Source organism: Burkholderia metallica, from assembly GCF_001718555.1.
In the GTDB taxonomy this organism is placed as follows: Bacteria; Pseudomonadota; Gammaproteobacteria; order Burkholderiales; family Burkholderiaceae; genus Burkholderia; species Burkholderia metallica.
In genome coordinates, this window is the sequence record NZ_CP013403.1 from 1,460,066 (window position 1) to 1,471,869 (window position 11,804).

Annotated in this window: 11 protein-coding genes; 5 read left to right on the forward strand and 6 right to left on the reverse strand. The window is 68.4% G+C overall.

Annotation, left to right across the window (positions count from 1 at the left end; all coding sequences use genetic code 11):
• Positions 1-56: 56 nt before the first annotated feature.
• From WJ16_RS26175 to WJ16_RS26190, 4 genes are read left to right on the forward strand one after another with little or no spacing between them, the layout of a single operon-like run.
• Positions 57-1,361, forward strand: coding sequence for an NAD(P)/FAD-dependent oxidoreductase (locus WJ16_RS26175; RefSeq protein ID WP_069259939.1), 1,305 nt, complete (start codon positions 57-59; stop codon positions 1,359-1,361).
• Positions 1,358-2,218: a DUF1365 domain-containing protein gene (locus tag WJ16_RS26180; RefSeq protein WP_069259940.1), complete on the forward strand. Its 861-nt coding sequence runs from the start codon at positions 1,358-1,360 to the stop codon at positions 2,216-2,218. Before WJ16_RS26175 ends, WJ16_RS26180 begins: the two co-directional genes overlap by 4 nt.
• Entirely contained in the window at positions 2,215-3,432 is a 1,218-nt protein-coding gene (locus tag WJ16_RS26185) for an SAM-dependent methyltransferase (RefSeq protein WP_069259941.1), read from the forward strand. The genes WJ16_RS26180 and WJ16_RS26185 overlap by 4 nt, the downstream gene beginning before the upstream one ends.
• A 1-nt stretch (position 3,433) precedes the next feature.
• Positions 3,434-3,961 carry a chalcone isomerase family protein gene (locus WJ16_RS26190; protein ID WP_069259942.1) on the forward strand — a complete coding sequence of 176 codons (528 nt, stop codon included), beginning with the start codon at positions 3,434-3,436 and terminating at the stop codon, positions 3,959-3,961.
• Positions 3,962-4,331: 370 nt separating this feature from the next.
• Here WJ16_RS26190 and WJ16_RS26195 read toward each other — a convergent pair whose 3' ends face one another.
• Entirely contained in the window at positions 4,332-4,787 is a 456-nt protein-coding gene (locus tag WJ16_RS26195) for a hypothetical protein (RefSeq protein ID WP_069259943.1), read from the reverse strand.
• Positions 4,788-5,072: 285 nt separating this feature from the next.
• Between WJ16_RS26195 and WJ16_RS26200 the strand changes: the two genes are divergently transcribed.
• Entirely contained in the window at positions 5,073-6,476 is a 1,404-nt protein-coding gene (locus tag WJ16_RS26200; protein WP_069259944.1) for an MBL fold metallo-hydrolase RNA specificity domain-containing protein, read from the forward strand.
• Between the two features lie 70 nt (positions 6,477-6,546).
• On the opposite strand, the gene WJ16_RS26205 is transcribed toward WJ16_RS26200, so the two are convergent.
• Genes WJ16_RS26205 through WJ16_RS26225 form a run of 5 tightly spaced genes read right to left on the reverse strand, consistent with a single transcriptional unit; the run spans position 6,547 to position 11,701 of the window.
• On the reverse strand, positions 6,547-7,587 hold the full coding sequence (locus tag WJ16_RS26205; protein WP_069259945.1) for a zinc-dependent alcohol dehydrogenase family protein: 1,041 nt from the start codon (positions 7,585-7,587) through the stop codon (positions 6,547-6,549).
• Between the two features lie 41 nt (positions 7,588-7,628).
• Positions 7,629-8,621: a bifunctional enoyl-CoA hydratase/phosphate acetyltransferase gene (locus tag WJ16_RS26210; protein WP_069259946.1), complete on the reverse strand. Its 993-nt coding sequence runs from the start codon at positions 8,619-8,621 to the stop codon at positions 7,629-7,631.
• Complete coding sequence (locus WJ16_RS26215; protein WP_069259947.1) at positions 8,618-10,432, reverse strand: PHA/PHB synthase family protein; 1,815 nt, start codon at positions 10,430-10,432, stop codon at positions 8,618-8,620. Before WJ16_RS26215 ends, WJ16_RS26210 begins: the two co-directional genes overlap by 4 nt.
• Complete coding sequence (locus tag WJ16_RS26220) at positions 10,429-11,175, reverse strand: beta-ketoacyl-ACP reductase (RefSeq protein ID WP_069259948.1); 747 nt, start codon at positions 11,173-11,175, stop codon at positions 10,429-10,431. Before WJ16_RS26220 ends, WJ16_RS26215 begins: the two co-directional genes overlap by 4 nt.
• Positions 11,165-11,701, reverse strand: coding sequence for a hypothetical protein (locus WJ16_RS26225; RefSeq protein ID WP_069259949.1), 537 nt, complete (start codon positions 11,699-11,701; stop codon positions 11,165-11,167). The genes WJ16_RS26220 and WJ16_RS26225 overlap by 11 nt, the downstream gene beginning before the upstream one ends.
• Positions 11,702-11,804 lie beyond the last annotated feature (103 nt).

Consider the following 11,804-nt stretch of genomic DNA (forward strand, 5'->3'; position numbering starts at 1 on the left):
ATATCCGCACATGTCATTCCCGAACCTGCTCTTGTGATCGACGGAGACCCTTCGCGATGCACCCGAAACTTTCAGTGTCGCAGCCGGGCCGGCGGATCGCCGTCGTCGGCGCCGGCATCGCCGGCCTTGCCAGCGCGTACTTGCTGGCCCGCCGTCACCGTGTGACGCTGTTCGAGGCCGCCGACTATCTCGGCGGTCACGCGCACACGGTCGATGTCGATCTCGACGGCGCCCGCCACCCCGTCGACACCGGATTCCTCGTATTCAACGACCGGACCTATCCGAACCTGATTGCGCTGTTCGACGAACTGGGCGTGGCCGCCCATTCGACCGACATGTCGTTTTCGGTTTCGGTCGACGGGGGCCGGCTCGAATGGGCCGGCAGCAACCTGAACACGGTGTTCGCGCAACGCCGCAACCTGTTCTCTCCGACCTTTCTCGGGATGCTGCGCGACATCCTGCGCTTCAACGCGTCCGCGCACGATCACCTCGAATCGGCGAGCCGGCAGCGTCTTTCGGTCGGGGAACTGCTCACGGCGGGCGGCTATGGCGCATCGTTCCAGCATCACTACCTGCTGCCGATGGCGGCCGCGATCTGGTCGAGCGCGGCCAACGACATCCTGCGGTTTCCGGCGGCGACGTTCCTGCGCTTCTGCCTGAATCATGCGTTGTTGCAGGTCAACCACCGGCCGACCTGGCGCACCGTCGCGGGCGGCGCGCGGCAGTACGTCGAGCGCATCGCGGCGACGCTCGACGACGTGCGCGTGAATACGCCGGTCCGCGCGATACGGCGCGACGACGCAGGCGTGACGGTGGCGACCGACACCGCCGGTCACGAGCGTTTCGACGCCGTCGTGCTCGCGTGCCATGCGCCGACCAGCCTGCGGCTGCTCGCGGATGCCAGCAACGCCGAGCGCGACGTGCTCGGCGCCGTGCGCTACCAGCACAACGTCGCGGTGCTGCATACCGATACGGCGTTGCTGCCGCGGCGGCGGCGCGTGTGGTCGGCGTGGAACTACCTGAGCGGCCGGACGGTGCGCGGCGGCGGCGCATCGCCCGTATGCGTGAGCTACCTGCTCAATCAGTTGCAGCCGCTGCCGTTCCGCTCGCCGGTCGTCGTCACGTTGAATCCGGTCGACGAGCCCGCGCCCGACACCCGGCTCGGCCGCTACGATTACGAGCACCCGTTGCTCGACCTCGCGGCCGTGGACGCGCAGCATCGCCTGCCGATGCTGCAAGGGCGGCGCCGTACGTGGTTTGCGGGCGCGTGGACGGGCTACGGCTTCCACGAGGACGGGTTGAAATCGGCGCTGCGCGTCGTTCGCGACTTCGGCATCGCGCCGGCCTGGGCCCGCCCATGAACGCGCCCTTCGCCCGCGACGGCGCGGCCGCCCGGCTGCTCGTCGGCACCGTGATGCACGAGCGGCTGCGGCCGGTGCGCCATGCGTTCGCGTACCCGATCTTCCAGGTCTGCTGCGACGTCGAGCGGCTCGACGAGATCGACGCCGGCTGGTTCGGCATCGATCGCCGGGCGCCGCTCGCGCTCGCTTGCCGCGACTACGGCCCGCGCGACGGCCACGCGCTCGGCCCGTGGATGCGCGAGGTCCTCGCGCACGCCGGCATTCCCGCCGACGGCCCGATCTGGCTGCAGACGATCCCGCGCATCTTCGGCTACGCGTTCAATCCGGTGAGCTTCTGGTACTGCTACGACCGTGCGGGCCGGCTTCGCGCGCTCTACGCCGATGTGCGCAACACGTTCGGTGCGCACCACGGCTATCTGCTCAGTGCGCTGCGCCACGCGCCGATCGAAGCCGATACCGTGCTCGTCTGCCGCAAGACGTTTCACGTCTCGCCGTTTTGCGACGTGGTCGGGGATTACGCGTTTCGCGTGCGTCAGCGCGGCGATCGTCTGAGCGTGGCGATCGACTATTGCGACGACGACGGTCTGCTGCTGCGCACCGCGATCGGCATGCGCGCCACGCCGCTGACGGCGGCGCGCGCGTGGCGCGCGCTGGCCCGGCAGCCGCTGAACGCGATCAACGTCGTCATTCGCATTCACTGGCAAGCGCTGCGGCTGTGGCGCGCGCGCGTGCCGTTCCACGGCAAGACGCCACCCGGCCACGTTGCCGTTGCTGCTGCCGAGTCGCCAATGTCCCGTTCGCCGGGCGCGTCGCCACGCGACCGCTCGGCGACGTCCGATCACGAGGTTCGTCCATGACCTTGCTGCGCCTGCTATCTTCCGCCTCGCAACCGGCGATGCCGCTCTCGGCCCGGTTGTTCATCGCGCTGCTACGCCAAATCCACGACGGTCACCTGACGCTCGTGACGCCCGAAGGCGCGCAGCACGTGTTCGGCGATCCGCACTGCCAGCCGGCCGCGACGCTGCAGATCCGCGACTGGCGTGCGTGCCGCGCGATCCTGCGCGCGGGCGACATCGGATTCGCGGACGCGTATCGCGCCGGCTGGATCGACACGCCCGAGCTCGTCGCGCTGCTGCGCGTCGCGATCCGCAACCAGGCTGTGATCGCGAAGACGGTGACGGGCGGGCGCCTGGCACGCGTCTGGTACGCGCTGCGTCACCGACTGAGGATGAATACGCGGGCCGGCAGCCGCCGCAACATCCACGCGCACTACGATCTCGGGAACGACTTTTACGGCTTGTGGCTCGACGATACGTGGACGTATTCGAGTGCATGCTTCGACGGCGACGCGCAGCGTTCGCTCGCCGACGCGCAAACGGCGAAGTATCAGCGCATTGTCGATTCGCTCGGCCTGCGCGCCGGCATGCACGTGCTCGAGATCGGCTGCGGCTGGGGTGGGTTCGCCGTGCATGCGGCACGGCAACGCATCCACGTGCACGGCGTCACCATCTCGGATGCGCAATACGCGCTGGCTTGCGAGCGCATCGCGCGCGACGGGCTGGGCGACCGGGTCACGCTCGAATTGCGCGACTATCGCGACGTCGATGGCCAATACGATGCGATCGTGTCGATCGAGATGTTCGAGGCCGTGGGCGAAACGTTCTGGCCGGTGTATTTCGACATGCTCAGGCAGCGCCTGAAGCCCGGTGCCCGCGCGCTGATTCAATCGATCACGATCAACGAGTCGCAATTCGACGCGTACCGCGCGTCAAGCGACTTCATTCGCGAGTTCATCTTTCCCGGCGGGATGCTGCCAAGCCCGAAGCGCTTCGTCGATGCCGCGCGGCGAGCCGGCCTGGACGCCGAACCAGTGCTCGCGTTCGGCGACGACTACGCGCGCACGCTGCGCACGTGGCGGGCCACGTTCGACGCACACGTCGACTCGGTGCGCGCGCAGCGGTTCGACGAGACGTTCATTCGCACCTGGCGCCTCTATCTCGCCTATTGCGAAGCGGGATTTGCCGAGCGGCGCACCGACGTGATGCATTTCCTCGTGTCGTCCGCCGGCTGACATGCGGCGCCGGCTCGAGAGGCTCGTCGCGGCCGCGGCGCTGGCGGCGCCGCTATTCGCCGGCGCGAGCTGCGTCGACGATATCGCATCGGCGCGACTGATCGGAGCGGGCCGGTTCTGCATCCTGGGCCTCTGTCTGTACGACGCTCAGCTATGGGCGCCCCGCCCGCCCGGTGGGTTCGACGCGCCGTTCGCGTTGTCGCTGACCTACCGTCACGACGTGACCGGCGAGCGGCTCGTCTCGACGGGCATGGACGAAATCGTGCGCCTCGCGCCCGCGCCGTTGCCGACTGCGACGCTCGACGCATGGCGCCGCGACATCGAACGGGCTTTCACCGACGTATCGCGCGGCGACGTGCTTTGCGGCGTGTATGTTCCCGGGCGCGGCGCACGCTTCTACACCAATGACCGCCTCACGGCCGACGTGCCCGACCCGTCGTTCGCGCGCGCATTCTTCGCGATCTGGCTCGACCCGCGCACGCGGGCAAAATCGTTGCGCCGTCAGTTGCTGGGCGACGACGCGCACTGATTCGACGGCGAGCGGCGGCGCCCGGTCCGTTGGGTCGATGCCGGCAATGCCGCCCGGCCGGACCGTTCGCCAGGGATTCTGCTCGACGCGTGATTCGCCATGGTCAACCCCATGCACTTACCTGAAAAGGGATGCGGGACCTGTGGCCAGCCCATTCAGCTGGAGAAAGAAATGGAAGGCGACTGGGGACGAACGTCGATATGGCTCGGAGCGTTGACGACGGAATCGGCCGAATCGGTAGCCGCCCGCCAGCATGACGAAAAGCTCAGCATGTCGTTGAATTCGCATTGACGAGCCGATCGCGATCAGCGCGGGTCCGGATAGCGCTTCGATCGGGCCAGGACGGCATGCTCGCTCCTGTTTGGGTTCGTCAGCCCGTTTGCGTGTGCGTCAAGACGTCGGGGCGCTGCCACGGCGGCAACTCGGCCCAGCCAAGCGGGCCGTAGACGGTGCCGCCGGCGGCCTCGATCGTCTCGACGAATTCGGCGAGTGTCGCGCCTGCCGGCACGGCCAGCTTCATCGCGTCGACGAATTCCTCGCTGCGCAGCCACGGCACCGCGCCGCCGTTGATCTGCTCGACACTCCAGTCCCGCCCGTGCCGGCCGGCTTCCGGCGGCAGCAGGCGCGGCGCGTCGAACGCCACGCGCAGCAGTTGCGCACGCGAATCGCTGTAAGGCGGTTGCGCGACGTCCTGGTAGGGCACATCGGCCCAGCTTTGACCGCATTGCAGATCGAGCGGCGCGCACGTAAACCACGCCCAGGGTGCACGGACGAAGCACAGCCGGTAGCCGGTCCGCGCGCCGTCCAGATTGGCGATCAGCGTCATGATGGGTTCGTCCCTGTAGCGTCGGAATCGCGCCGCGCATGGCATACGGCAGATACGCGGCCTGCGCGGAGTGCGGGATCACGCATCGCCTGCGCGCATACGATCACTATCGGGCCGCCGTCCGGACCGGGCGTTGACCGATGTCAAACCGGAGCCGCAATGGCCGGAAGACGAACCTCGCCAGACCGGGGAGCGGATACGGCAATGACTGATTTCCATCAATCGCTTCACGCGCATCCGCGCTGTAATCGACTCACTGCTCCGTCCACTCCCGTGAGGCGATCCATGAAACTGACTTTTCTCGGTGCGACCGAAACCGTGACCGGCTCGAGGTACCTGGTCGAGCACGGCAATCGTCGCGTGCTGGTCGATTGCGGCCTGTTCCAGGGCACGAAGAACCTGCGGCTGCGCAACTGGAGCCCGTTACCGGTCGCGCCCGACACGCTCGACGCGGTCGTGCTCACGCACGCGCATATCGACCATACCGGCTATCTTCCGGTGCTGGCGCGCGACGGGTTTCGCGGGCCGGTGTACTGCACGGCGGCCACGGCTGAACTCTGCGACATCATGCTGCGCGACAGCGCGCGGCTGCAGGAGGAAGAAGCCGACTTCGCGAACCGCCACGGCTACTCGAAGCATCATCCGGCACAGCCGCTCTACACACTGGACGATGCGCAGCGCGCGCTGCACCTGCTGAAGCCCGTCGCGTTCGACGAATGCACGGCGCTCGGCGGCGGGCTGGCGTTCCGACTGCTGCCGGCGGGGCACATTCTCGGCGCGGCGAGCGTCGTGATGCACTGGGATCACGAGGTACTCGCATTCTCGGGCGATCTCGGCCGCTATCACGACCCGATCATGCAGCCGCCGCTGGCGCCCGCGCATGCGGACTACCTGGTCGTCGAATCGACGTACGGAGACCGGCTGCATCCGGAATCGGACCCCGAGAGCGAACTTGCCGCGCTGTTCGACAAGACCTTCGCGCGTGGCGGCGTCGTGGTGATGCCCTGCTTCACAGTCGGCCGCGCGCAAGAAATCCTGCACTACATCGCGCGCCTGAAGGCGTCGGGCCGGATGGCGCGCGTGCCGGTGTTCGTCGACAGCCCGATGGCGACCGACGTAACCGAGATCTATCGTCACCATATTCTCGAACACCGGTTGACGCCTTCCGAAGCGAATGCGCTCGGCCACGCGGCCACGATGATCCGCTCGGTCGAGCAGTCGAAGGCGATCGCCGACCATCGGGGCCCGATGGTCATCATCGCCGGCAGCGGGATGGCGACGGGCGGCCGCGTGCTGCACCACCTGAGCCGCTACGCGCCCGATGCGCGCAACACGATCGCGCTGGTCGGCTACCAGGCGGCCGGCACGCGCGGCGCGGCACTGGCCGCGCACGAGCCCACACTGAAGATCCACGGAGAGTACGTGCGCGTGCGCGCGCAGGTCGAGTCGATCACGACGCTTTCCGCACATGCCGACTACGAAGAGATTCTCCGCTGGCTCGGCACGATGCAGCGGGCGCCCATACGGACATTCGTCACGCATGGCGAGCCCGCCGCGGCCGATGCGATGCGCCGCCGCATCGTGGAGCGGCTGCACTGGGCATGCGAGGTGCCGGTGTATGCGCAATGCGTCGATCTCGATTCGGTCGAATCCGGCGACACCCGCGAGCCCGCCGCACTTTCCTCCTGACGGCCCGACCCGCCGGGCGGGGCGGGAACCGGGCATCGCACGCCGGTTCCCGCCGCGCGCTATCCGGCCATCAGCCGACCTCGATGATGACCTTCAGCGCGTGCGACTGCGCCGCCCGGCCGAACGTGTCGTACGCGCGCTCGACGTCGTCGAGCGAGAACCGGTGCGTGATCAGGTGTTTCGGATCGAGGCGCCCGGCGCGCACGGTTTTCAGCAGCATCGGCGTGCTGACCGTGTCGACGAGCCGGGTCGTGATCGAGATGTTGCGATCCCACAGTTTTTCGAGGTGCAGGTCGGCCTTGACCCCGTGCACGCCGACGTTCGCGACCACGCCGCCCGGCGCCACCAGTGACGTGCACATCTCGAATGTAGCCGGAATCCCGACCGCCTCGATCGCGCAATCCACGCCGACACCGTCGGTCAGCTTCATCACTTCCGCCACCGGGTCCGCGGTGCGGCCGTCGAAGCATTCGGTCGCACCGAAGCGCCGCGCTACCTCCAACCGGTTGCTGTCCGGATCGATCATGATGATTTGCGCGGGCGAGTAGAACTGCGCGGTCAGCAACGCCGCCAGCCCGATCGGGCCCGCGCCGACGATCGCGACCGAGCAGCCCGGCTGCACCTTGCCGTTCAGCACGCCGCATTCGAACCCGGTCGGCAGGATGTCGGACAACATCACGAGCGCCTCCTCGTCCGCGCCCGGCGGAATTCGGTAGAGGCTCGTCTGTGCATGCGGGATGCGCACGTACTCGGCCTGCGTGCCGTCGATCCGGTTCCCGAGGATCCAGCCGCCGGTCGTGCAGTGGGAATACAGGCCCCGGCGGCAATATTCGCAGCGGCCGCACGACGAGATGCAGGAAATCAGCACGTGATCGCCCGGCTTCAGCGCATCGACTGCGGCACCGACCTGTTCGACGATCCCGACGCCTTCGTGGCCGAGAATGCGGCCGGGGTCGCAGGTGGGGACGTCACCCTTGAGGATGTGTAGATCGGTACCGCAGATCGTCGTGCGCGTCACGCGTACGAGCGCGTCGGTGGGCGACTGCAGTTCCGGCATGGGCCGCTCCTCGAGCGCCTTGCGTCCGGGGCCGCGGTAGACGAGTGCTTTCATCGCTGTTCCTCCTTTGATAGAAACGGTTGCGAGTTCGTCCGTCAGCAATGGGGGGCATGCCGGACCTGCGCCAGCACCATCGCGAGTGCGCAGGATGCGATCCGGACGACCGCGCCGTCGGCGCGGCTCGTCAGCACGATCGGCACGCGCGCGCCCACGACGATGCCTGCACTGACCGCGCCGCCGAGGTATTCGAGTTGCTTCGCGAGCAGATTGCCCGCTTCGATATCGGGCACGACCAGGATGTCGGCGTGGCCGGCGACCGGCGAGTCGATCCCCTTGTCGTGCGCCGCCCGCAGCGAGATCGCGTTGTCGAACGCGAGCGGGCCGTCGACGATCGCGCCCGCGAGCTGGCCGCGTTCGGCCATCTTCGCGAGCGCCGCCGCGTCGAGTGTCGAGCGCATCGCCGGATTGACGGTCTCGACCGCGCACAGCACGGCCACGCGCGGGCACGCCACGCCCAGCGCATGCGCGACGTCGATCGCGTTCTGCGTGATGGCCGCCTTCTGCGCGAGGTCCGGCGCAATGTTCACCGCCGCATCGGTCAGGATGAACGGCCGCGGATAGGCCGGCGTCTCGATCAGGAAACAGTGGGACATGCGCTTGTCCGTGCGCAGCCCCGAATCGGCCGCCACGACCGCGCCCATCAGCTCGTCGGTATGCAGGCTGCCCTTCATCAGCGCGCCGGCACGGCCGGCCGCCGCGAGTTCGACCGCGCGGGATGCTGCCGCATGGCTGTGCGGTACGTCCTCGATCGTCCACGGCGAAAGATCGACGCCTGCATCGTGCGCGACACGCAGCACCTTGTCGCGCGGCGCGACGATCAGCGGCTCGATCGCACCAGCCAGCGGCGACGCGCCGAGTTCGGCCAGCGCGACGACACTGGTTGCGTCGCACGGATGCACGACGGCCACGACGAGCGGCGGTGCGCTGCGTGCCCGCGCGATCAGCCCGGGCAATGCGCCATCCGCGCGCGGCAGCAGGCCGGGCAGGCACGCGCCGCCGCCCGCATCCGGATGCCGGTGCCCGTTCATGTCCCGAGCACGTAGCCGCCGGGCGCCGCCGCGAGCCCGGCGGCCGGCGTGCGGGCCGGCACGTCGCCCGACGAGCGCGCATGCAACCAGTCGTGCCAGCAGGTCCACCACGATCCGTCGACCGCGGGCGTGTCACGCATGAAGTCGCACGGGCTTCGGTAAGGCGCGCCGGGTTCGCGGGTCGCGCAGCGGTAGTGGCGGCCCGGATGACCGGGTTCCGACACGATGCCCGCATTGTGGCCACCCGCCGTCAGCACGAAGGTCAATGCATGGTGGGTCAGCAGATGAAGCTTGTAGACCGAGCGCCACGGCGATACGTGGTCGCGCTCGGTGCCGACCACGAACGTCGGCACGTCGAGATCCGAAAGCGCGACCGGCCGCCCGTCGACGCAGTAGCGGCCTGCCGCGAGATCGTTGTCGAGGAACAGCCGGGTCAGGTATTCCGAATGCATCCGGTACGGCATGCGCGTGGTGTCCGCATTCCACGACATCAGGTCGTTCGGCTTCGTGCGCCGGCCGAGCAGGTATTCGCTCATCATCCGCGACCAGATCAGGTCGCGTGCGTTCAGCAGTTCGAACGCGGCGGACATTTGCGCGCCGTCCAGGTAGCCCTGCCGCCACATCAGCGCATCGAGTGCGGACAGTTCGCTCGCGTCGATGAACAGGCCAAGTTCGCCGGGTTCGCTGAAATCGGTCTCGGCCGCGAGCAGCGTGACGGATCGCAGGGCTTCGTGTTGCCGCCCGTCGCGTGCGAGCGCCGCCGCGCCGATTGCCAGCAGCGTGCCGCCGAGGCAATAGCCGGCCGCATGGACCGCTTCGCCGCAGATCGACCGGACGACGTCGAGCGCGGCCAGGCACCCGTCGCGCAGGTAATCGTCGAGCCCGAGATCGCGCGCTTCCGCGCCCGGATTGCGCCACGACACCGCAAACACGGTGTAGCCCGCATCGGCCAGGAAGCGGATCAGCGAATCGTGCGGCTGCAGATCGAGGATGTAGTACTTCATGATCCACGACGGCACGATCAGGATCGGCTCGCGCGAGACGCGCGGCGTCGCCGGGTCGTATTGCAGCAGCTCGCACAACGCGTTGCGCCACACGACCCGGCCCGGCGTAATCGCCACGTCGCGCCCCGGCAGGTAAGCCCGCGGGTCGCGGCCACGCGTGCCGCCGGCGCGATCGAGCCACGCGTTCGCATCGTCGAGCCAGTGCCGCGCACCCGCCGCGAGGTTCGCGCCGCCGCTGCGCATCGTCGCGTCGAGCGCGACGGGATTGGTCGCCAGAAAGTTGCCGGGCGAGCACGCGTCGAGCCATTGACGCGCGGCGAAACCGACCAGTTCCTCGTGGTGCCGCTCGACGCCCGGCACGCCGCGCGTCGCGTCGCGCCACCAGCGCTGGATCGACAGGAAGCCGTCGCGATACAGGCAAAACGGCCAGCCCGACCACGCGGGCGCGGCGAAGCGCGGATCGGCATCCCCTGCATGCACGGCCACGCCGTCCGTGTCGGCGTCGTCCGCCGCGCCTTTTTCCGACACCGCAGGTACGGCCGCAAGCCACGCCTGCGTCGCGAGTTCGGCGCACTTGCCCGGCGACACCGCCAGATGGGCGCCCCAATCGAGCAGGGCCAGCGCCAACGACACGGGCGACAGCCCGAAAGTCATCGCGGCGACGTCGGCATGCACGGCGCGGTTCCATTTTTCAGCGGGTGTTGCCTCGGGCGCCGTGCATGGACACCGATCGGGCTTCTGCCCGTTCCGATCCGACGGCTGCCTCGATTCGCGCACGAGCGGCGCGCGGATGACGGACGCTTTCATCGCATGTACATGCCGCCATTGATGTCGAATTCGGCACCCGTTGCGAAGGCGCCCGCGTCGGAACACAAGTAGGCGACGAGCGCGGCGATTTCGAAGGGATCGCCGAGGCGACCGGCCGGAATCTGCGGCAGGATCTTCGTGTCGAGCACGTCCTTCGGCACCGACTCGAGCATCGCGGTGGCCAGGTAGCCGGGCGCCACCGTATTGACGGTGATGCCGTGCCGCGCCAGTTCGAGCGCCAGCGATTTCGTGAAGCCGTGGATGCCCGCTTTCGCGGCCGCGTAGTTCGCCCGCCCGTACGCGCCGCGCTCCCCGTTCACCGACCCGATGTTCACGATCCGTCCGAAGCCGGCATCGATCATCCCGGGCACGAACGGCTTCGTCATGTTGAACAAACCGTCGAGATTGGTGCGCAGCACCGCGTCCCACATGCTCTTGGTCATCTTCACGAAGGTGGCATCGTGCGTAATGCCCGCGTTGTTGACGAGCACGTCGACGCGCCCGAATTCGGCCAGCACGCGTGCCGCGCAATGCTGGCACGACTCGTAGTCGGCCACGTCGACCTCGTACGCATGAAACGTGCGGCCCGCCTCGCTTTCTTGCGTGAGCCACGTCGCGACGTGGTCGTTGCGTTCGGTGTGCGACACCGCCACGGTCATGCCGGCCTCATGCAGGCGGCGGCTGATCGCGGCGCCGAGGCCGCCCATCCCGCCCGTGACGAAAGCAACGCGCTCAGCGGACATGATCGTGCTCCTGCGCCGCATGGCTGCCATCGAGACGCCGGACGGCCGCGGCCTCGTCGCCTGCATCGACGGCTTCCGTGAGGCCGAACTCGAATGCGGCCATCCAGTCGCGCCACGGCATGCTCGCCTCGTTGACCACGGCGAGCCGCCCGAGATCGGGCCACCAGTCGGTCTGGTAGCGCGACAGCGTGCCGGTGCCGTAATCGCGCAGCCACGTGCGCCACGCACTCGCACTCTCGAATTGCCCGCGCATGTAGAGCTCGGTGGCGTCCTGCCAGATCGCCGCGGTCGCGATCGTGTAGTCGTGCATCACCTGCCGGGCCGCGTCGCCGAACGCCGTCCACTCGTTCGTCGCCGTCAGCGCCTGCTGCAGGCCACGCACCGCGTCGCGATCCCGCTCGATGCGCCGCCCTGCCAGCGCGTGCCATTCGTGCTGCCAGTCGCGCGTCAGCGCAGCCACGCGCAACGCGAGATCGCAACCCGCGCGGCAAGCGTCGTTCGGTGTGGTCAAAGCTTGGCGGCTCATCGTCTTCCCTCCTTCGATCCGGTCGGTGAATTGGCGTCCACTTCACTGTGCGACCGTGGCGCACGGCACCCGTTGATCTGAGTCAAGCACGCGAAAAGCCTGC